The organism is Pseudomonas sp. ES1 (genome assembly GCF_050586605.1).
In the GTDB taxonomy this organism is placed as follows: domain Bacteria; phylum Pseudomonadota; class Gammaproteobacteria; order Pseudomonadales; family Pseudomonadaceae; genus Aquipseudomonas; species Aquipseudomonas sichuanensis.
Map to the genome: position 1 here is coordinate 42,912 of NZ_JBOBDM010000020.1, position 21,524 is coordinate 64,435.

Sequence of the window (21,524 nt, forward strand, 5' to 3'; positions counted from 1 at the left end):
GGGTACGCCCCGGCGGTTTCAACCCTCTTTGCGGGTGAACTGCACGACCAGGCTGCGGCAGATGGCTTCGGCCAGCTCCTGCTCGGTGTCGATCATCAGCGGGCCGGCCCGGTCGAAGCGGGCCGACCAGAACAGGCTGCCTGCCCCCACATCCACCACCCGTACCGCCACCCGCACCCGGTTTGCCTCGGCCCTGACACTGCCCTCCAGCAAGTAGGTGGGCTCGCCCAAGGAGCCGCTCGCGACCGGCGCGCCACGCGGCAAGCGGACATGCACAGAGGCTCTGCCAAGCGCATGGAACAGCAAGTCGCACAACTCTTCACCCAGGCCCCTGGCAAACACTCCGCCCAGGCCCGTCAGGCAACTGAATGGCCGCACGTAGAGCGCCGCCGGCCGGCCATCGGCCAAAGGCCTGCCCTGTTGCACGCAACACAGGCGGTAGCCGCCGGGCGGCACGCTGAGGCGCAGCGCTTCATGCTCCCCGAGGGTGGCGTAATAGGTAGCCAGCTTGCGCCGCAGGCGGCCGATCTGCACCCGCACCACCGGGTCGTCGCCAGTGCAGTACACCGCCGGGTCACGGCGAAACACCGCGATGCCGATATCGTATTCGCTGGGGCTGCCCTCGCCTTCCTGTTGGCTGTGCTGGGCCAGGTAGCTGAGCAGGCTGCCCAGGCGCCGCGACCTGACGAACAACGGGCTGGCCAGCAGCCCATCGACCGCACCCTGCAATTCACCGGCAAGCTTCGTCCGCTCACGCGCAGGGGTAGGCACGCAAGCCTTGCTCGTTCGCTTGATGACCATCGACCTGCGTCTCCTTGCAGGACACGGCCGATTCGCGCTGCAGATCGGCCGTGGTGGGGCTTTCCATCCTTGAAGGGGCGACCTGGCCAATGCAGGCAGGTCGCCATCACCGGGCAAGTGTAGTGCTGCATGCCGGGATGTGTGACCGGCCGTCGGCCCGCCGGTCAGCTCGACTGCATTCAGTAGGCGTGTTTGCCGGTGAACGCATTGAGCGTACGCACCAGAATCACGAAGTCGAGCCACAGCGACCAGTTGTTGATGTACTCGATATCGGAATTGACGCGTTGGACCATCTGCGCGATGTCCTTGGTTTCGCCCCTGAAGCCACGTACTTGGGCCAGGCCAGTCATACCGGGCTTGATGTTGTGACGGGCAAAGTAGTCGACGATGTCCTGGGAGTACTGCGTGTCGTGCTGCAGCGCATGGGGGCGCGGGCCCACCAGCGACATCTCCCCGGTCAGCACGTTGAACAGCTGGGGCAGCTCATCCAGGCTGGTACGGCGGATGAAGGCGCCCACCCGGGTCAACCGCGGGTCGTTCTTCTGGGCCTGCTGGAGCACGCCGGCCTCGGGCTGGTGCACATGCATGCTCCTGAACTTCCAGATACGGAACGATTCGCCGGTCCAGCCCATACGCTCCTGGCGGAAGAACACCGGCCCTGGGCTGTCGAGCTTGATGACCAGGGCGACAACCAGCAGCACCGGCGAGATGAACAGCAGGATCAACGCCGCCAGCACCCGGTCCTCGACGTTTTTGAGGAACAGGCTCATGCCGGTCAAGGGTGTTTCGGACAAGGTCAATACCGGAATCCCGGCGATTTCGCGAACGCTGTGGTTGATCAGGCGCAGCGAAAAGATATCCGGTACCCAGTTAACGGCAATGCATTTTTCCAGCAGCTTCAAGTAGATATCGTTGATCACTTCAGAGCCGCCAAGTGGCGTCACCAGGTATACCGTGCGGATGGCGTGCTGCGCGACGATCTCGTCGAGCTTGGAGATATGCCCAAGCACGGGCGGCCCCTGCTGCCCCTCGGCCCGCTGCGCGGCGTCGGCTTCGTCGAACAACACACAACCCACCACCCGCTCGCCGAACCAGGGGTTGTTGCTGATCTTGCGATAAAGGAAATCGGCCAGTTCACCGTTGCCGATGATCAACGCGTTTTCCATGCGGTACGCATGGGCCATGAAGCGCTTCTGCACTTCGCGTACGGCAATGTGCAGGAACAGCTGGACGAAATAGCCGATGACGAACAACTCCCCGACCAGCAGCCGCGAATACGATTCGCTCTGTTTGGTAAGAAACGCCATCACCACCAGGAAGCAGAAGGTCGCCGACCAGGCCTTGAACAGCCTGAATGCCTTGACCGTCAAGCCGACGTTGGTGCGGTAGATGGCGTAGTGGTCGTAGATGACCGCCAACGCGCCGATCAGCAACAGCAGCATGATCACGTAGTCGGAAGTGATGTAGCCGAACTGTTCGTAGATCAGGTACCAGGCGACACCGGTCACCGCAATACCGTCAAGGCCCGCCTGCACCGCGTTGCTGACGTTGCTTCTGCGCTGGAGTACGGGACGACTGCTTCTGGGTTCCAAAACCATTGTCAGGCCTCATCAATGTGAGCGATCAATGTGAGCGTGGCGAACACCCTTCCATCAGGCTGAACACGATACGTAATCAACGGCTGCAATTGCCCGGGCCACCCAGGGTATCGGCATGGCCACTGGCGATAGCGCTCGCACCCCGGCAAGCCTGCCGGGGTTGTATTTCACTGCTGTGATTGAGGTGCCACGGATGGCGTGAACGCGAGCGCGCATTATCGATCCCTGCATGCGGCAAGACCCCCTGATTCAAGAGCTCGCCTGAGCGTCCGGCCACCAGGATGGCGTTCATTCAGGGGCTGATGCTGCATTTCGCCTGTTTATTGTTTTTGCTGTCTGGCGGCGACTGATATCACTGTAGCAGTACTGCGCCATCGCTGCGGCGCGCGCCAGTATTCAGACGGGTCAGGGCTCGCTGCCCGGCACACCTGAACCGGCTGTGCCACGCGCCTTGCCGCTGGCCAGGGTGCGCAACACAAACAAGGGGTTACCCAGCACATAACGGCCAAACAAACGCCTGGGCTCCTTCAGCAAGCGGTACAGCCACTCCATGCCCAGTCGTCGTACCCAGGCTGGGGCCCGCTCCACCCCTCCCCCCAGAAAGTCCAGGATTGCCCCGCCGCACACGATCAGGCATGGCCCGGCAACGGCCACCAGACGGGCTGCAACCAGCTCCTGCCTGGGCATGCCCATACCCAGCACGATCAACTCGGGTTGCAGTTCGCGGGCCAGCCGCAGATAGGTCTCCACGTCGGCGAAGCCATCGTGCACCGACACCGGCCGCACCCCGAAGCGGGCTTCGCAGTGCTGCGCCGCCTGGGCCAGGGCAGGCTCCCGGGTGCCCCACAGGGCTACCCGTCGACCTTTGCAAGCCGCCAGCACTCGGGGGATGAAATCGGTGCCGTTCATGTTCAATCCTGGCGCAAGGCCCAGACGGCGGTACAGCAGCCCCATGCCCGAACCGTCGCGCAGCAACACGTCTGCGGCCATCAGCGCCTTGTAGAACTCAGCATTGCCCGCCATCAGGTTCATGGCGTGGGCATTGACGAAACCCAGCACGGTGGGTGCTTGCGGTGCCGACAAGGCGTCGAGCAGCCGTTGCTCATCAGCCGCGTCAGCCACCACCTGCAGTTTGTCGACGACAGTGGCCCAGCGCCGTTGCCATGTACGATCCGTCATCAGCTGTCATCCCGTTTTGAACGTACCCATTCCACCTGGCGTCGCACCAGAAACCCCAAGTACAGGGGGATTTTCTTCGCCGCGTAACAAGGCGCATACAACAACACCGAAAAGGGCATCTGCTCGCGGCAGAAGCGCAGCCAGGCCAGCAGCACCGCGCTACCCAGCAGGACCATGGCCAGCGTGGCCAGCAATGCCGGCAACAACATGCCGAACAGCGCATACGCCAACCAGGTAATGCCCAGCAATGCCATCAATGTCAGCACCAGCAGGGCCAGCGGCGGTACCAGCAGATCCATGGCCATGGCCAGCAGGCGCCCGTTGCGCCGAGTCAACGCGCTCAGCAGCAGCCGAGGGGCGTCGGCAAGCAGTACGCCGAGGTGGCCGTGTTCCCAGCGAGTGCGCTGTATTGCCAGGCCTTCGTCACTGCTCGGAAACTGGCTGTAGACCTGCGCCTGCGGGCAGAACAGCGGTGGTTTGCCGTTGCGACACAGGTCCAGCCCCATCTTCAGGTCTTCGACGAGGTGACCGTGGGCCAGGTCGATCAATGCAAGGTCGCGCCACTGCAGCGCCATGCCCGAGCCCATCATTTGGCAAGGCAGGCCCAACCACGCCCAACCGCGCGGGCGCACCAGGTTCTTCACCCGCCAGGCAAACTCGGCGATCTGTACCTTCAGCCCGGCACCTGCAGGCGCATGCATCAGGTAGAGGGCTTGCACGGGCCGCGCAGTCTCGCTGCAGCAACGCGTCAACCGCTCGATAGCGCCCGCGTCCGCCAGGCAGTCGGCGTCGATGATGATCAGCACCTGCGGTGGGTCGTCCGCCAGGTGGCGCACACCGAAATCCAGTGCGTAGCCCTTGCCCCGCAATCGGTCATCCTGGCGCTCGACCACTTGCGCGCCCGCCTGCCGGGCAAGCGTGGCGGTGTCATCGCTGCAGTTGTCCGCCACCACCAGCAGGCGGTCACCTGCGGCCAGTTGCGGGGTGATGCTGGCGAGGGTGGCAGCAATGACCGAGGCCTCGTCGTGCGCCGGCACCAGCACCGCTACCCGTGCCCGCTTGCCGGTGGCCATGGGCAGCGGCCGGGCGGGCAGGCAGCCCAGCAGCACCTGGACGAACAGTACCAGCACCGGTAACAGGATCAGCAGCGTCGCGGTGCCCAACAGCCAGCTCAGTAGGATGATCATGCGGATGCCTTGAAGTAGCTGGCCAACCGGGCCGCTTCGGTATCGATGTCATGGCGTTGCAGCACGCGCTGATACGCCGCCTCCCCCATGCGCTGCAGCACTTGCGCAGGTTGCGCCAGGCAATCGGCCATGGCCGTGGCCAGTTCCTCCACGGCCCCCGCCGGGAACAGCCAGCCGTTCTCGCCTGGGGTTACCAGCTCGGGGATACCCGCCACATAGGTGGTCAGCACCGGGCGGCGCAAGGCCATGGCTTCCATGATCACCACCGGCAAGCCCTCGGCGAAGCTTGGCAAGACCAGCGCGCGGGCGGCGAGGATCTCCTCGCGTACCTGTGCGCTGCTGATCCAGCCGGTGATACGCACCTGCGCCTGCAGGCCGTGCCGGGCGATCAGGGTTTCCAACTGCTCGCGCATTTCACCGTCCCCCGCCAGCACCAGCTCGAACTCCACCGCCTGCGCCGCCAGCAGCCGTGCGGCCTCAAGCAACAGCAACTGGCCTTTCTGCTCGCACAACCGGCCAACACACACCAGCCGCGGCGCGCTGGGTACAGCCACGGCGGGCACATCATGGAAGCTGCGCTCCAGGCCACAGTGCACCACCTTGACCTTGCCCCAGTGCTCGTGCGCCACCCAGCGGAACAGCTGGCTGCGCCCGTAGGAGCTGACCGCCGCGACGAATGCGGCGCGCCGCACCTTCTCGCCCATATGCAGGAACTGCGGCTTGTCGAACTCCTCGGGGCCATGCACGGTAAAGCTGTAGGCCGGCCCGCCCAAGGCGCGGGCCAGCATCACCACTTCGGTCGAGTTGGTGCCGAAATGCGCATGCACATGCACCGCGCCCGACGCCTGCAGCCACTGCAGCACACGGCATGCCTCGGCCAGGTAGATCAAGTGGTAGGGCCATGCCCGGTCCGCCCGCCGGCCCAGGCGCAGGGCCAGCCACAGGCTTGCGAAAAAGCGCCCGGGCTGGTGGCGCAACACCTGCAGCGCGGGCTTGAGCAGCGCTTTCACGCCGCCTTGCAGTACGTACTGGGTCTTGCCCTGCTCGCGCACATCCTCGTCGTCCTGCAGTTCGGCATCCCAGCCACGCAAGGCAATGCGCTGAATCTCGAAACCCTGGCGCTCCAACGCGAGGATTTCACGGCGAATGAAACTGTGGCTGACCTTGGGGTACTGATTGATGAAATAAGCAATGCGCATAGGAATCCGAGTCCATACCCGCGTGATGAATGAGCTGGGCCGCCCCCGGCGGCATCCGGCCTCCTACTTCAGGCTTTTCATGGCTGACGGCGCAGGGTCTGCCGTGGCATTGCCCGCGATGACGTCCGCATAGATGCCCTGGAGTTCCAGGGCCTGATCGCTGCACAGCGTGATGCTGCCCTTGAAAGCGTTGTGTGGGTGCGCAAAGCGCTCCGGGTGCTCAAGCGCATCGGCCAGAGCCTCGCGCAGATACCGTGGGTCGGAGCTCAACGGGATGATGGTGCCGTTGACGCCGTCGACGATGTCCTCGACCGTGCCCCCCGCGTCGGTGCTGATCACCCAGACGTCGCGCACCAGCGCTTCGCGCACGGCGAGGCCGAAGGTCTCTTTCCACTGGGTCGGGAACAGCAGCACGTCGATGCCGGAAAAGAACGCGTCGATGTCGTCCTGGGTGTAGCCGGGGATGATGCTGACGCTGCCCGGGATCTTCACGCTGTGCCGGTTGAACGAGCGGAAACCCAGGTGCAGCAGGTTGTCGACCACCTTGAGTTCGTAGTCCGAGCGGGGTAGCCCGGCAAAAGCCTGGGTGATCAGGTTGATGCCCTTGATCGCGGTGTTGCCGCCTACGAAACCGAAGCGCAGCAATGCCCCCGGCTGCTTGTGGTAGCCCGCGCCGGGGGCGAGGATGCCGTTGCGGTTGATGCGGATCTTCGCCGCATCGAAGCCATTGGCCACGTACAGGTCGCGGGCGAAGCGGCTTGGCGCCAGCAGCAGGCTGGCCTTGCGCAGGGTGGCGGCCAGGGTCTGCTGACGGTAGGCGTTCAGCGGCGCATCCTCGACACAGGCGGCACACACATCGGCGCGAATACGCGTTTGCCCGCAGTATTGCCCCTGGCCGTTGATCATGAACTGGCGCCCGCAGATCCACCATGCATCATGCAAGGTCACCACGAAGGGTATGCCCGCCCGCGCACAGCTTTCGGCCAGCAGCGCACCCAGCCCCTGGATAGAATGCAGGTGCACAAGATCCGGTGCGACGCGCTCTAGCACAGCGTCGAACAGCGGCAGGGTTGCGCGGTTTTCGAAGTCCTCAAGGGCCGAACGCTGGTCTGGCAGGCCGATGCCAAGCACCGTAGCCTGCTGCGCCTGGTACCTGAACAGGCTGTAGGGGGGCGTGTCGGTCGGCGGTAGCGAGGTGAACACGAATTGCTGCCAGGGCGAAGTGGCCGCCAGCAGCCGAGCCATCTGTTCGGCAACAACCGTGGCGCCACCGAAACTCCTGGGGGCGAAGAAGATGTTCGCCGATAGCACCCTGCGTGGGCGAACGCCGGGCGGGGCCGGGAAAACCTGGCCCAGTTGCTGGCTGCTCTCGACCACCGTGACTTGCCGGGCCCCCGCCTCTTGCATCGCCGCCGCCAGTGCCGCACTCGATGCAATCGCGCACTCGCACGCCAATAGCGCCTGTCGGTGCAGGGCCACGGCCGCCATCAGTTTGCCCACGTCGGTGTCGCGCAAGCCGTTCAGGTCGTTACCCTGGCGATACGCCTGCGGGTCGAAGATCAGCTCGTCGATATCCCAGCAAGAGGTGACCTTGAGGCGGCTGGCTTCTTCGAGCAGCTTCGACAACTGCGCGCAGTAAGGCAAGCGGTGCAGGATGACTGCCGCGCAGGTTTGCAGGGCATCCAGGCAGGCTTGTGGATTACGCCAGTCCACCACCGTGCAGGTGTAGCCAAGCTCGGCCAGCATTTGCCGCAGTTGCGCAGGGCGGCCATCGAGCGCTTGCGCCGTGTCAGCCTCGCAAATCAACAGGACATGCCCGGGGAACAGCGTGCTGGCCGCCACGCCCGGGGCGTCCAGGGGCAGGTCGTGACGCTGTTCTGCGGGTGGTTTCCAAAGCAGCGCCGGGCCATGGCGCAACAGCTCCCGCCAGGCCTTTCTCAGGGTCGGATACAGCCCGGCCTTGCGTATATACGCCACGAAACGCTGGTCGGCCCGGGGCTCGCGCAGGGCCTGACGGAACACCCCCGCAGCCTTTGCCAACCACGAATGCGCGGCTGTCGGCGCACTGGCCTCCTGCAACACCAGGGCATAGCCCAGCCGTTGCCGATGTACCTGCAGCGGGTCCGCGCCGGCCGCCAGCGCCGCTTCGAGTTGCACGAACAACGCCTCGAGCAAAGCCTGGCGCCTGCGGTACATGGCGCGTTTCTTCGGCGCGATATCCTCTGGCGCACGTTGCGCCGCCGCCAGCGGGAGGTTGAAGAAGTCTTCGCGCTCGCTGGGCACTGCGCCATGCTCCAGCCAGATGGCGTCGTAGTTGGCGGCCAGGTCCTGGGACTTTTCGGCGCCAAAGTAAGGATGCCGATGATGCCGGTAGGCGTCGCCCACCGCATACAGGCCGTCAGCCCCGACTGCCCTGGCCAGGCATTTGAGCGCCTCGAGCAGCAGGCTGCGCGGGCGCAGCCCTTCGAAGTCCTTGGTCAGGTCACGGTAGATGGCCAGCGAGCGCTCGCTGTCGATACCTTTGTGGATCCCCTGCACCGCGCCGATGAACAGGCACAGGCCTGCCGCCGTGCGCTGCAGGGTGAAAGCCAGTGACGCCACGCGCAGGTCGCCCTGGAACAGGTTCAGCACCAATTCGCCTTCGCGCTTGAACCAGATCGGCCGGTCCAGCACCAGGGTGCAGTCGGCAGAAATGCCTGACAGATCGCACAGTGTCCGGCGCTCGTCCCGGCCCAGCAGCAACAGGGTCGGGAACTGCGTCGTCACCAGCTGGTAGTGCGAAGCCACGGCGTCGAGGCGTTCACGCACCGACCAGTACTTGCTGATATAGGGCCACTGCACCATGCCGATGCAATCGACACCAAGCCTGTCGAAGCCTTCCTTGCCCAGCGCAGCTTCCATGTGCCGCAGGAACGGCCGCAGGTCCGTCCACTGGGTGATGATCAGCACCAGCAATTTGAACTTGTTGTTCAACGCCCGCAATGAATAGCCGGGTTGCAAAGTGAGCACACTCTTGAGTAACGATCTGAACGCCATGGGCCTCTCACTTGTACTCGATCAACACCGTCTTGCCGGCCGTGAGCCGGTTCAACAGAAACCGCACCTGCCCGACCATCTCCGGGAACTTCCCCAGCACCAGGAACACTGCCTGCAGCCAGTTCTCGCGAACCGAGCGGCCGCCACGGCGCGCCAGGCGCATGGCCTGCAACGGGTAGAGCAGCAACAGCAGCAACCCCCAGCCCCCCAGCAGTGCCCACGCAGCCACGATCACCAGCGGTATGCCCAGCCCCCAGAGCCAGGCACGACGCGACTCACGCTGCCAATGCCGCTCAGGCGGCGCGCCATGCAGGAAGGCGCCCTCGGCGAACGCATAGCCTGCGCGCAGGCTGCGCCGCCACCACTGGCTGAAACGGGTCATGGCGGCATCGTGCAGGGTCATTTCGGCGGGCAGGCGCCAGATCTTCCAGCCGCGACCGCGCAGGCGAATACAGAGTTCGGGCTCTTCCCCGGCGATCAGCCCCGCGCGAAAGCCGCCCACGGCCCTGAACGCCTCGGCACGCATCAACGCATCCCCGCCACAGGCCCGGGCCTCGCCCACCGGTGTGTCCCATTCCAGATCGCACAGCAGGTTGTAGACCGAATGCTGCGGGAAGCGCTCGCGGCGCCGACCGCACACCACCGCCACTTCCGGCCGTGCATCGAGAAATTCGCAGGCCTGCTGCAGCCAGCCGTCCATGACTTCGCAATCACCGTCGACGAACTGCACGTAGCCTAGTGTCGGCAACAAAGATTGCAGGCAGGCGAAGCCTTCGTTACGTGCCCGTGCGGCGGTAAAGGGCCGGGTCATGTCCAGCGCCAGCACCTCGACGCCCAGCCCTTGGGCCAAGGCCTGCGAGCCATCGGTCGAGCCCGAGTCGACATACACCACCTGCTGCGCGCAACCGGCCAGTGACGCCAGGCAGCGCTGCAGGCGCTGGCCTTCGTTACGGCCGATCACTACAACGCCAATCCCTGTCAGCATGGCGCCCTCCTGTTGGCGCTGGGCAGTGTTGCCTGCCTCATGAACACGGCACTGCTTCGGCGGGCTTGCGCGCCTTGACGGTCGCAGGCACACCCACCGCCAGGCAGTCGTCCGGCACGTCTACCAGCACCACGGCGTTGGAGCCGATCACTACGTTGTTGCCAATGCGGATGTTGCCCAGCACCTTGGCGCCGGCGCCGATATCGACGTTGTTGCCGAACACCGGCGCGGTCGGTTCGCTGACATTCTTCAGCCCCACCACCACGCCGTTGCGGATCCGGCAATCGTCGCCGAAACGCGCATAGCCGCTGATGATGATGCCGCCGAAGTGGTCGATGACGAAGTTGCGGCCGATCTGCACCTCACAGGGCAGCTCGACGCCGGTCAGTATCTGCACCCACTTGAACAGCACTTTGTAGACCAGCGACAGCGGCTTGCGCAGCAAGGCCGGGCGCACCCCGTAGCGCCAGCGCCCGAAGCGATAGACCAGCAACACCCAGAAGCCCTGGGCGCCCCAGTCACCGCCATGGGCCCGCAGATCGGCACGAATATTCTCGAACATGGCGTCACCTACCGTGTGGGTTGGCTTGCAAAACGGGTGTCGAACAACAGCGCCCAGGTGGCCCGGCAATGCCGCCAGCAAGCCGTGATGGCTGCCCGCCCCCGCCCCTTCAACAAAGCCTTCAGGGCCAGCACCAGATCGCCGAGGGTCACCAGCGCCATATGCAGGGCCAACCCTGCCAACCCATGGTGCTTGCGGAAATACAGCAGTTCGCTTTCGATCTGGTAGGCCGATATCTGGCGGCTGGCCGCCTCAAGCTCAGCGACGGACTTTGAGCTTTCGCCGCCGATGTGCACCACCGTGGTGTGGGGATAGAACACCACCTTCCAGCCGGCCTCTTTGACCCGTTTGCAGTGGTCGACTTCCTCGTAGTAAAGGAAGTAGCGCGGGTCGAACAGGCCTACCTGGTCGAGCACCTCGCGCCGTACCAAGTAGAAACAGCCGGGCAGCCAGTCGCACTCGCGCACCGAGCCGTGGTCCCAGTTCATCTCGTCGACCATCTTCAACCCCGGGAAGAAGCGCCCGAGCCCGGTGCGTGCCACGAACACGTTCAAGGGGGTCGGGAAGTAGCGACAACTGGGTTGCAGGTCACCGTCGCGCCCCTCCAGGCGTACGCCCAGCACCCCGCATTCCGGGTGCGCGTCCATGTACTCGAGGGTCTTGTCCAGGGAGTCCCTGGCGACGAACGCATCGGTATTGAGCAGCAATGCGTACTTACCGTTCAGGTGCGCCAGCAGTTGGTTGTTGGCCCGGCCGAAACCGACGTTCTTCTGGTTGCTGACCAGTACGGCCTCGGGGCAGACCTTGGCCAGGCGCTCGACCGAATCGTCGACCGAGGCGTTGTCCACCACCAGGTAACTCGCCAGCTTGTCGCCGTCGGCCTGGCGCAGGGCGTCGAACATCGGCTGGAGCAAGCCGGCGGTGTTGAAGTTGACCACCATCACATCGACAGGTTTGCTAGCCATTGCTGCCATCCCCAAAGAAGTACTGGCCTCGCGCAGCGGCCAGGGTCGGCTCCAATGCCGGATCGTAGGCACCCTGGCGCTGCTTGACCAGGTCTATCCAGGGGTAGGCGGCGCAGCGTTCCTCGACGCGCTGGATCAACGCCTCGGTGGTGCAGATGAACTTCGCCGGATTGCCACCGACCACGGTACCGGGCGGCACATCCTTGGTGACCACGGAGCCGGCGGCAACCACCGAGTCCGGGCCGATGGTCACGCGCGGCATCACGATTGCGCCGTGGCCGATGAAACAGTTGTCGCGGATGTCGATGAAACCGACCGAATCGAGTTGTTTGCCGTAACAGATCTCGATCAGCGCAACCACACCGTCGTGGCCGATCAGCGTGCAGTCCGATAACCCGACGTTGCTGCCAAGGCGCACCAGGCGTGGGTCGGTGACGTTGCACCCGGGGTTGATATGAACGTTGCTGCCGACGGAGTAGAACTGGCCCCAGCGGGTCAGGTAAGCGCCCCAGTCGCGGGCATTCGGATTGCAGAACTTCTTGTAGGTCGCGCCAGCGCGCCCGGTCGAGTTGGCGTAGTTGGCCAATGCTTTGCGTATCCATCCATACATGCTGCTAGCCTCGCAAGTGAAGCGATCCTGGACTGTCCCTGAGGCGAATGCGGTCTCGTTCTTGTTGATGCTGACCGCCTCGCGCTCACTCCCTTACCCACCCTACTGTTGCCCTGACACCACGCAGACTGCTCAGGTGAGCGCCCCGCGCGCCGATTTCAGCCTTTCATCGAGGTGATCCGCCAACCGCAGGGCGAACTGCAACAGCGGCATGGTCGGGTTGGAGGCGCCACCGGTGGCGAAGATGCTGCTGCCGGCGACATAAAGATTGTCGGTGCCGAATACCTTACAGTCGCGGTCGACCACACCGTATTGCGCCGAGGCAGCCATCCGTGTGGTGCCCATATGGTGCGCGTGAGGCTCCATCTTCAGCGGTATCGCGGCGTCGTACACGTACTCGTTCAGCCTGACGAAACCAAGGCCTGTGTCGACGAATTGTTTGGCCAGCTCGCTGCCGATGCACCGGATGGTGTGGCGGTCATTTGCGGTAAGCGCCCAATTGACGTTGGCCTTGGACACACCTAGCTCGTCCTTCTCCTCGAGCAGCGAGAGCCGGCTTTGCGCATTGGGGTACTGTTCGATCATGGTGCTGAGCACCCCTTCGCCCGGGCAGCTGAAATTGGCGATGAAGCTGACCTTGTGGGCAAGGTTCATCTCACAGAGCAGGTTTTCCAGGAAGTGCTTGACCTCGGCGGTCCGGCCGAAGGTGCGCACTTCATCGAGCACCGTGGCCGAGACATTGCCCTTGCCGGCCTTGTATTCGCTGACGAAGGCATCGCTGGTGTAGTACTGGCGCGGCTCGCCAGTCTGGCCGTCCTCGAGGATGAAAGTGCCCATCTCGACGTTGAGGTGCTCCATCAGGCAGCGCCCCACCAGCCCATCCTGAGTGACCACCCCGGCCTTGCGCAGGGACTTGCTGTTGAGCAGTTGCCGGGCGTTCTCCAGTGCCCCCGTCGCCAGGATGAAGTGCTTGGCCACCAGCCGCTGGCGCTGCAGGTCATAGTCGGACACCACCGCTGCCGCCAGGCTTCCTGTGCTCGGCTCGAACTCGAGATCGACGCAGTTGCAGTTGATGAAGACGTCCAGCCCGGCGGTATCGTTGAGCGCTGCGGCGTATTTCTGCGCAAAGCGCGTCGGCGGGCTGAGCAGGAACTTGTCCGGTTCGAAGTCACCGCCCTTGAGCCCGGCATTCTCGGCCTGGAATTGTGCGCCTTGCGGCAGGTCGACAATCTCCATGGCCGCTGCCAGGTAAGGCTCCACTTCGGCATAGGCGATGGGCCAGCCAGGGAGATCGCCTGGGGGCGGGACCGCGAAGTCGGAGGGGGTGAACGGACGGCAACGGCCTGCCCAGTGATTGGACGTGCCGCCAAGGTAGCGCAGGCGGGTTTCATGGGGGTACAGCTCAAGGCCGGTCGAGGTGCACTGGTACAGGGCCTGGGAACGCGGCGAGTAGTCGTGCCCGCCCCCCTCGGCCAGCACCACTTTCCAGCCAGCCTGCGCCAGGCGCAGCGCCAGCGTAATGCCGGCGGGCCCGGCACCGATGATGCAGACGTCATAATCCTCGCGCAGGGTCTTCTGCGCCTGGTAGTCGCGGATCATGCCTGCCCGTCCCGAAAATAGCCCGAAGGCAGGACCCAGCCGTTGATGACCACGAACCCGCCTGGGGCACCGTTGCCGACAGGATCAGCGGGAGGGGTGACGGGCCCTTCGGCCACCGTCTTGCCGAACACCACTGCGCCGATACCCAGCACGGCACAGTTACGCAGGAATACCCTGCGCCCCGACAGCTGCGTGAAAAACACAAGCTTGCCCATGATCCCCAGCCCCCACCATTGTTGTGCCAAAACCAGGTAAACCGCTGTCGCCGACGCCTGGGCACCGCGCGTTGTTGCAAGGGGTTCAAAGCCAGTTGAAGAAACGCGTTGCCAACTCACCGAACAGCGCACCGACGGCGATCATCGGTAACACCATGAGCTCGCGCCGGACACTGAAGATACCGAGCTTGAGATTGACATACACAATCAGTACCAAGGTCGGGAACGTGTGCAGGGCAACCCCCCAGATTGCCCATTGCACGCCACCGATGGCCAGCAACAACGGCAACCCCACCCACAGCGCAACGAGGCGGATGATGTTGTCCATGGCCTGGTACTTGGTCAGCCCCTGGGCGATCCAGATCTGATGCGCCAGGGTGTAGCGCAGCGTAAAGAACGACAGCGACAGAATGCTGAGCATAGTGCCTGCGCCAGCATAGCGCTCGTCGTACATCCAGCCGATCAGCAGTGGGCTGGCGGTGATGAACACGCCACAGGTGAACAGCATGGCCAGGTCCACCAGCAACCTGAAACGGTAATAAAGTGCCCTGAGCCGATCATGGTCACCGGCCCTGGCGGCCTCGCTGAACGCTGGCAGCGCCACCGTGCCGACCAGTTTCAACAAGCCGGTCTGCAGCGAGCCCAGAATCAGCACGGCGATCGAATACACCCCAAGCTCGGCAGCGCTCATGCTGGCGCCGAACCACATGCGGTCGCCGTACATGGCCAGCACGCCTACGATCGAGGACAACAGGATCCAGCGGCCGAACACCACCAGCTCATTGAGTGCGCTGCGGTCCCATTCCAGGCGGTTTTTCGGGCCCTGGAACACCAGGTGGCCCAGCACCGTACCGGTCAGGGCGCCCGCCAGGCCGGCAATCACCAGCGACCAGATGGAACGGGTGAAGTAGCCGATCACCAGCATGACGACCAGCCCGACGATCTGCGATGCCAGTTCCACCAGTACCACGCGCTTCTGCTGGAAAGTGCGCACCGCCACATCTATGTTGGTTGACTGGAAACCGTAGATCACCGCCGAAATACCGGTCACCGCCAGCACCAGTGGCAGCTCGGGCGCAGCATAGGTGGAGTCTGCCGGCCACAGGTTGCCCAATTGGGCGAACCAGGCCGCCAGGGCCAGCAGCAGGGTCAGCGCGAAGAGCACGAAACCACGAACGATCTGCACGCTCCAGGCAGTATTGAGAAACAGCGGGTCGTCGCCACGGTGGCTCTGGATGATGTTCTGCCGCAGGCCGACATCGGAGAGCAAGTGCAGGAGTACCGAAACGGTGGTGGCGATGACCATCACCCCGAACATTTCCGGTAACAGCAAACGGGCCATGATCAGGTTGCCGCCCAGGCGCATCACCTGCGACGCGATCAACGACACCAGGTTCCAGGCCCCGGCCCCTAATGCACGCTTGCGAAGACTCACCGATGCAGACACTTCAACAGACGGCATGGCTTCAATCCCTGACTGGATGTCTAAGAAGTCACTATAGTTTCAATTAGCCATGATGCTAGCTGTCCTCTACCAGCGGATAGGTGCCGTTGCCAATGCCTGAACATTTTCGTGCGCTTGTCGTCATTCTGTTCCTCGCCACCGTGGTGTTCGTGCTCGCACGCGGCCCCGCCAGCGACCTGATTCCCGAGCGCGATTTCAAGCGGCGGCGCAACCTGTGGTTCGCCCTGACGCTGCTGGCCTTCGTCTCGTACAGCTTCTGGGTATACGCCGGGGCTGCGGCGGTCATCATGTACCTGGCAGGAAGGCGCGAGCGCAACATCATGGCGCTGTTCTTCATGCTGCTGTTCGTGATGCCCCCCGCCACGGTGCCGATACCCGGCTTCGGGGTGATCAACTACCTGTTCGACCTGAACCACGTGCGCCTGCTGACCTTGTGCGTGTTGCTGCCCGCAGCCCTGGCCCTGCGCAGGCAGGCCGACACGCCTGGCTTCGGGCGCCTCTGGCCTGACCGCCTGCTGGCTGCCAGCATTGTCCTGATAGGCGCGCTGTACCTGCGCGAAACCACCCTCACCGACACCCTGCGCCAGGCGCTGTACCTTTATATAGACGTGTTCCTGCCGTACTACGTGGCCAGCCGTGCCCTGCGCCAGCTCAGCGACTTCAAGGACGCCATGCTGGCCTTCGTGCTGGCCGGCTTCGTCCTGGCGCTGATCGGCGTGGCCGAGTTCGTCCGCCATTGGCTGCTGTACAACGCCCTGCTCGAGGCCATGGGCGTGCAGTGGAGCATGGCCAGCTACCTGAGCCGCGGCGGCTCGCTGCGCGCCAGCGTCACCACCGGCCAGGCCATCGCCCTGGGCTATGTCATCAGCGTTGCGATCGGCCTGTTCCTGTTCGTCCAGGGCTATGTACGCAGCCCCTTGCAGCGTGCCATGGGCGCGCTGTTGCTAGCGGCCGGGCTGGTCGCCCCCCTGTCGCGCGGCCCGTGGATCGGCGCGGCGATCATCGTCGCCGTGTTCATCGCCACCGGCAAGGGCGCGGTCAAGCGCCTCAGCCTGCTGGCCGTCGCCGGCGTGCTGGCCATCCCGCTGCTGACCGTGGTGCCAGGGGGCGAGAAGGTGCTCGACATGCTGCCGTTCATCGGCAACCTGGAAAAAGAGAACATCACCTACCGCGAGCGCCTGCTGGACAACTCATGGATCGTCATCCAGCGCAACCCGTTGTTCGGCTCGTTCGATTTTCGCAATACCCCGGAAATGCAGTCGATGATCCAGGGCGACGGCATCATCGACATCGTCAACACCTACCTCAACCTTGCGCTAAGGGTTGGCCTGGTGGGCCTGGGGCTGTTCGTGGCGTTCTTCGTCTGCGTGCTGCGGGGGGTTCGCAAGGCCATGCTGGCATTCCCGGACAAGGATGACGAACAACGCCAACTGGGGCGGGCGCTGCTGGCCACCCTGGTGGGCATCCTGGTGATCATCTTCACCGTCAGCAGCATCACGGTGATCCCCGTGGTGTACTGGTCCGTTGCCGGGCTGAGCGTGGCCTACATGCAGATGGTCCGCAGGCTTCGTGCAACCCAGCCCGCAACCATTGCCCAACGTGGCCTCCAACCCAGGTAACGACAATGAAGTCATCTGCACTGCGCCCGTTGCTGCGGGTTTCGCTCCTTGCTGGCCTGATGATTCTGCCGTTTGCAGCACAGGCTGCGGCCTGGACTGTGAAGGTGGAGGAACAAAACGGCTTGCCGACCGTGACCCGCGGCGGAGGGCCGGCGATGATCGCCAAGTTCGATTTCTGGGGCGCTGACTGGGACTGGACCGGTTTCTACGCCGCGCTCAAGGTCAACGCGCCCTACAACTACACCCTGGAGGGCAAGAACAAGGACCTGGACTTCGACCTCAAGGCGGACATCAGCAAGCCCGGCGAACACACCCTGGCCTGGAACTTCGACCTGGATGCCCATAGCCGAAAGACCAAGGTGATGGGCGGTGGCATTGTCTTCCAGTTCGACCCGGCACTGGTCGCCGGGGAGATGGGCGCCCCGCAACTGTTGCCCGGCAATCGCGGCTGGTCATGGGGCAATGATGCGCAGGGGCGTCGGCTGGAGATGCGCTTCGAGCCGGCGTTGGCCAGGGTGTACTTCGAACGCGGCAACCCCAGCGAAATCCGGGCGTTCTTCTACAGCGAGGCGATCGAGCCCGGTCGCCAGCAGGTCAAGGCGCAACTGCAGGTGAGTGGCGACATCGCCATCGGCCCGACGCCCACCGAGCGTTTCGGCATGGCCGACCCTGCCAGCTGGCCCGACGACCAACTGGACTGGCGCAAGTCACCGGTCGACCTGTCGTTTCTCAACGCACCGGAAATACCGGCGGGCAAGCGTGGCTTCGTCAAGGCTGTAGGCGAGCAGTTGCAGTTTGCCGATGGTACGCCGGCGCGCTTCTGGGGCACCAACCTGACGGCCTACGCCTTGTTCGGCACCCCGGACGAGGAGATCAAGGTGCAGGCCGAGCGCCTCTCGGCCCTGGGCTTCAACCTGGTGCGCCTGCATCATCACGACTCGCCCTGGGTCAGCCCGAACATCTTCGGCGACATGACCACCCTGCGCGACACGCGCCAGCTCAATGCCGAGTCGCAGCGCAAGCTTGACCTGTGGATCAAGAGCCTGAAAGACCAAGGGATCTATGTGTGGCTGGACCTGCACGTGGAGCGCCCGGTCACCCCGGCGGATGACATCTATGGCTTCGATGAGCTGCCCAAGACCCACGGCGCCGCAGGGCTCAAGGGCTACGCCTATGTCAACATCACCTTGCAGCAGGCCATGAAAGGTTTCGCCGAGCAGTACCTGACCCATGTCAACCCGTATACCGGCCTGGCCTACAAGGACGACCCGGCGGTCGCCGCGGTGCTGATCACCAACGAGAACGACATCACCCAGCACTTCGGCAATGCCCTGTTGAAAGACAAGAACGTGCCCAGGCACTACAAGTTGTTCGAGGACCAGGCCAAGGCCTTCGCCCAGCGCCAACACCTGAATGTCGACGAAATCCAGATGACCTGGCTGCCAGGCCCATCGAAGCTGTTCCTCAACGACCTGGAACACCGCTTCGACCTCGACATGATCCAGCACCTGCGCGGGCTTGGCGTAAAGGTGCCGATCGTCACCACCAGCACCTGGGGTGGCAATGGCCTGAGCGCGCTGCCGGCGCTGACCACGGGTGATGTGATCGACGCCCACAGCTATGGCGGCGGCGGGCAGCTGGAGCGCAACCCGTTGACCAGCGACGGCATGCTCGACTGGCTGGCGGCGGCCCAGGTGGTCGGCAAGCCCATGACGGTGACCGAATGGAACGCCGAGCCCTTCCCCACCCCCGATCGCCACTCATTGCCGCTGTACATCGCCGGGACCGCCAGCCACCAAGGCTGGGACGGGCTGATGCAGTACGCCTACAGCCAGCAGAAATTCATCGAAGGTTGGCGCACCGCCGACAACTGGCACGCCTACAACGACCCGGCGCTGCTTGCCACCCTCCCCGCCGCTGCCCTGCTCTACCGACGCGGGGATGTGCGCAAGGCCACCACCCGCTACGTGTTCGCACCCACGCCCGAGACTCTCTATAACCGTGCCATCAGCCCCAACAGCTCGGCCCTGCTGCGCACGGCCTGGGAGAAAGGCCGGCTGCAGATCGCCATGCCTGCCACACCCCAGCTGCCGTGGTTGCAGCCCAGCGTGATCCCGGCTGATGCGAAAGTGCTGCATGACCCAGACCAGTCGCTGTTGCTCGCCACCGCCAGCGAGTCCACCAGCGACACCGGCGAGCTCAGGCGCAACTGGCAAAAAGGGCTATACACCATCGATACCGCCCTGACCCAGGTCGCCACCGGTTGGCTGGGTGGCCAGTCAATCCAACTGAGCAACATCCAGGCCCAGTTACAGACCCCCTATGCCAGCGTTGCGGTGCAAAGCCTCGATGCCAAGCCATTGAGTCAGTCGCGGGCGTTGCTGATCTCGCTGGGCACCCGCGCGGTGCCCCGCGAGGATGACAAGACACCCTTCCATGTCGAACCCCTCGCCGGCACCCTCAGCGTAAAGGCTTTGCCGGGCTTGAAACTGTTCGCGCGCAATGCCGATGGGGAAGAAACGCAGTTGCCGGCGGACTACCAAAATGGGCGCTACAACATCCGCTTCGATGGCCAACGCATGTCCAATTGGCTGTTCCTCAAATAGCCATCTAGAGTCTGCAAAGGCCTGTTGCGGCAACCGGCGCGCCCGGTTGCCGTAAGGGACGTCCGTACGGGCAGCAGCTTCCAGGAGGTTTGCATGAAGTTCTTGGTGGTCGGTGGTGCAGGCTACATCGGTTCGCACATGGTCAAGCACTTGCTGGCCGAGGGGCATGACGTGGTGGTGGCTGATCTTGCACCCACACGGCCCCAGATCAAATGGGTGGAACTCGACATCGCCGATGCACCTGCACTGGATGCCCTGTTCGCCGAATATAGCTTCGATGCGGTGTTCCATTTCGCCTCGTTCATCCAGGTGGGCGAGTCGGTCACAGAGCCTGGCAGGTATTACCAGAACAATGTGGCGGCGACCCTGGTGCTGTTGCAGGCCATGGTTCGCGCCGGGGTAAGGCGGCTGATCTTCTCTTCCACCGCCGCTGTTTATGGCGACCCGCAGTATGTCCCGATCGACGAGCAACACCCCAAGGCGCCGATCAACCCTTATGGCTGCAGCAAATGGATGGTGGAACAGGTGCTCCAGGACTTCGACCGCGCCTACGGGTTACGCTCGGTGTGCCTGCGTTACTTCAATGCCGCCGGGGCGGACCCCGAAGGTGAATGTGGCGAACGCCACGAGCCGGAAACCCACCTGATCCCGCTGATCCTGCAAGCGGCCTCGGGGCGTCGCCCCGCCATCACCGTGTTCGGCCGCGACTACGACACCCCGGACGGCACCTGCATTCGCGACTATATCCACGTGGCCGACCTGGCCTCGGCCCATGCGCTGGCAGTGGACTACCTGGTTGCCGGTGGCGCCAGCACCGCGCTCAACCTGGGTAACGGCCTCGGCTTCTCCGTGCAGCAGGTGATCGACACCGTACGCGATGTGACGGGGCGTGAGGTCCGCGTCGAGGACGCGCCACGCCGCGCCGGCGACCCGCCGAGGCTGGTGGCCGATGCCGGCAAGGCCAGGCAGTTGCTTGGCTGGCAGCCGGTCTACAGCTCGCTTGACGCAATCGTGCGTCACGCCTGGAACTGGGAAAAAAAATACCCCTGGGCTTGACCCAGGGGTACGTTTCACAACTCACAGCTTTGCTCAGTAATAGTCGCGGGTCTCGGGCTCGGCCTTGTTCAACACGGCGCCGATCATGTTGGCGGTGGCCAGGTGGTACAGGCAGTCTTCGATATCCTTTTTGCTGTTCACGCCATTGGCGACCACCAGCAGCACACAGTCGATCTTCGGCAGCACGGTGATCGCGTCATCCGAGCTGAGCAAAGGCGGCAGGTCGAAGATGCAGATACGCGATTCGTAGCGATCGCGCAGGTCGTTGATCAGGTTGCCCACCTTGGCCGAGGACAACATCTCGGTGGACATCGGGATAGGTTCCCGGGTCGGCAGCACCACGAAACGTGGCAACGTCGGGTTGACCAGCACCTCCTCAAGCCCCGCCTTGTCGGCCAGCAGGTCATTGAGCGCCCGATCCATCGGCAGGCCAAGGGTACTGCCGACCCGCGGCCGGCGCAGGTCGAAATCGACCAGCAGTGCAGTCTTGTTGGTGTGGTGGGCAATGCTCATGGCCAGGTTGATCGCCAGCACCGTCTTGCCCGCTGCGGGCGTCGGCGAGGTGATCGCCAGGGTGCGCCAGCCGTTCTCTTCCATGGTCTGCAGCACCTGGGTGCGCAGCAGGTCGAACGCCCAGTTCATGTTCGAGTTCTTGTTGTAGGCCACGATCCGGTGGCGCTCAAGGTGCTCGGCGCGCAGCGGCACCACCTTGGTTTGCACATAGTCGAACGGGCCAAGCACGTCGGTTCGCTGAACCAGCGGTGCCGGCAGTTTTTCGGTAGGTGGAACCTGATGAAGGCCTTTGCCTATTGCTGGCGTATTCCTGTCCATTGCTGCGCTCC

General features: G+C 64.0%; 17 protein-coding genes and 1 pseudogene. 3 read left to right on the top strand and 15 right to left on the bottom strand.

What is annotated here, in order from left to right; all coding sequences use genetic code 11:
- Nucleotides 1-18 precede the first annotated feature (18 nt).
- The 14 genes and pseudogenes from ACQ4N9_RS10780 to ACQ4N9_RS10845 form a co-directional block, all read right to left on the bottom strand.
- Entirely contained in the window at nucleotides 19-771 is a 753-nt protein-coding gene (locus ACQ4N9_RS10780) for a hypothetical protein (protein ID WP_390969251.1), read from the bottom strand.
- Between the two features lie 209 nt (nucleotides 772-980).
- Entirely contained in the window at nucleotides 981-2,399 is a 1,419-nt protein-coding gene (locus ACQ4N9_RS10785) for an undecaprenyl-phosphate glucose phosphotransferase (RefSeq protein WP_390969249.1), read from the bottom strand.
- A 405-nt stretch (nucleotides 2,400-2,804) separates the two neighbouring features.
- Nucleotides 2,805-3,578: a WecB/TagA/CpsF family glycosyltransferase gene (locus ACQ4N9_RS10790; protein ID WP_390969247.1), complete on the bottom strand. Its 774-nt coding sequence runs from the start codon at nucleotides 3,576-3,578 to the stop codon at nucleotides 2,805-2,807.
- Nucleotides 3,578-4,765 carry a glycosyltransferase family 2 protein gene (locus tag ACQ4N9_RS10795; RefSeq protein ID WP_390969245.1) on the bottom strand — a complete coding sequence of 396 codons (1,188 nt, stop codon included), beginning with the start codon at nucleotides 4,763-4,765 and terminating at the stop codon, nucleotides 3,578-3,580. Before ACQ4N9_RS10795 ends, ACQ4N9_RS10790 begins: the two co-directional genes overlap by 1 nt.
- A complete protein-coding gene (locus ACQ4N9_RS10800) occupies nucleotides 4,762-5,964 on the bottom strand; it encodes a glycosyltransferase (RefSeq protein WP_390969243.1) in 1,203 nt (400 codons plus the stop codon). Before ACQ4N9_RS10800 ends, ACQ4N9_RS10795 begins: the two co-directional genes overlap by 4 nt.
- A gap of 63 nt (nucleotides 5,965-6,027) precedes the next feature.
- Nucleotides 6,028-7,710, bottom strand: a complete 1,683-nt coding sequence (locus tag ACQ4N9_RS10805; RefSeq protein ID WP_430932833.1) for a glycosyltransferase family 4 protein — start codon at nucleotides 7,708-7,710, stop codon at nucleotides 6,028-6,030.
- Between the two features lie 390 nt (nucleotides 7,711-8,100).
- Nucleotides 8,101-9,000: pseudogene (locus ACQ4N9_RS10810) on the bottom strand (DUF535 family protein); the annotation flags it as partial.
- Nucleotides 9,001-9,007: 7 nt separating this feature from the next.
- A complete protein-coding gene (locus ACQ4N9_RS10815) occupies nucleotides 9,008-9,985 on the bottom strand; it encodes a glycosyltransferase family 2 protein (protein WP_390969241.1) in 978 nt (325 codons plus the stop codon).
- A gap of 37 nt (nucleotides 9,986-10,022) precedes the next feature.
- Nucleotides 10,023-10,547 (bottom strand): serine O-acetyltransferase, encoded by a 525-nt coding sequence (locus tag ACQ4N9_RS10820; protein ID WP_390969239.1) that lies wholly within the window; start codon nucleotides 10,545-10,547, stop codon nucleotides 10,023-10,025.
- A gap of 8 nt (nucleotides 10,548-10,555) precedes the next feature.
- The gene (locus ACQ4N9_RS10825) at nucleotides 10,556-11,512 is read right to left on the bottom strand and encodes a glycosyltransferase family 2 protein (RefSeq protein ID WP_390969237.1); all 957 of its coding nucleotides are present in this window, start codon (nucleotides 11,510-11,512) and stop codon (nucleotides 10,556-10,558) included.
- Nucleotides 11,505-12,122, bottom strand: a complete 618-nt coding sequence (locus ACQ4N9_RS10830) for an acyltransferase (RefSeq protein ID WP_390969235.1) — start codon at nucleotides 12,120-12,122, stop codon at nucleotides 11,505-11,507. The genes ACQ4N9_RS10825 and ACQ4N9_RS10830 overlap by 8 nt, the downstream gene beginning before the upstream one ends.
- A gap of 132 nt (nucleotides 12,123-12,254) precedes the next feature.
- The gene (locus ACQ4N9_RS10835) at nucleotides 12,255-13,721 is read right to left on the bottom strand and encodes an FAD-dependent oxidoreductase (RefSeq protein WP_390969233.1); all 1,467 of its coding nucleotides are present in this window, start codon (nucleotides 13,719-13,721) and stop codon (nucleotides 12,255-12,257) included.
- On the bottom strand, nucleotides 13,718-14,056 hold the full coding sequence (locus ACQ4N9_RS10840; protein WP_223277204.1) for a hypothetical protein: 339 nt from the start codon (nucleotides 14,054-14,056) through the stop codon (nucleotides 13,718-13,720). The genes ACQ4N9_RS10835 and ACQ4N9_RS10840 overlap by 4 nt, the downstream gene beginning before the upstream one ends.
- A complete protein-coding gene (locus ACQ4N9_RS10845) occupies nucleotides 14,022-15,398 on the bottom strand; it encodes an oligosaccharide flippase family protein (protein WP_390969231.1) in 1,377 nt (458 codons plus the stop codon). Before ACQ4N9_RS10845 ends, ACQ4N9_RS10840 begins: the two co-directional genes overlap by 35 nt.
- Nucleotides 15,399-15,493: 95 nt before the next feature.
- Here ACQ4N9_RS10845 and ACQ4N9_RS10850 point away from each other — a divergent pair, with 95 nt between their 5' ends.
- The 3 genes from ACQ4N9_RS10850 (at nucleotide 15,494) to galE (ending at nucleotide 20,682) form a co-directional block, all read left to right on the top strand.
- A complete protein-coding gene (locus ACQ4N9_RS10850; protein WP_390969229.1) occupies nucleotides 15,494-17,020 on the top strand; it encodes an O-antigen ligase family protein in 1,527 nt (508 codons plus the stop codon).
- A 5-nt stretch (nucleotides 17,021-17,025) separates the two neighbouring features.
- Nucleotides 17,026-19,626 (top strand): glycosyl hydrolase family 5, encoded by a 2,601-nt coding sequence (locus ACQ4N9_RS10855; protein ID WP_390969227.1) that lies wholly within the window; start codon nucleotides 17,026-17,028, stop codon nucleotides 19,624-19,626.
- A gap of 93 nt (nucleotides 19,627-19,719) precedes the next feature.
- Nucleotides 19,720-20,682 carry a UDP-glucose 4-epimerase GalE gene (gene galE / locus ACQ4N9_RS10860; protein ID WP_390969225.1) on the top strand — a complete coding sequence of 321 codons (963 nt, stop codon included), beginning with the start codon at nucleotides 19,720-19,722 and terminating at the stop codon, nucleotides 20,680-20,682.
- A 33-nt stretch (nucleotides 20,683-20,715) separates the two neighbouring features.
- Here galE and ACQ4N9_RS10865 read toward each other — a convergent pair whose 3' ends face one another.
- A complete protein-coding gene (locus tag ACQ4N9_RS10865; RefSeq protein WP_110992631.1) occupies nucleotides 20,716-21,513 on the bottom strand; it encodes a CpsD/CapB family tyrosine-protein kinase in 798 nt (265 codons plus the stop codon).
- Nucleotides 21,514-21,524 lie beyond the last annotated feature (11 nt).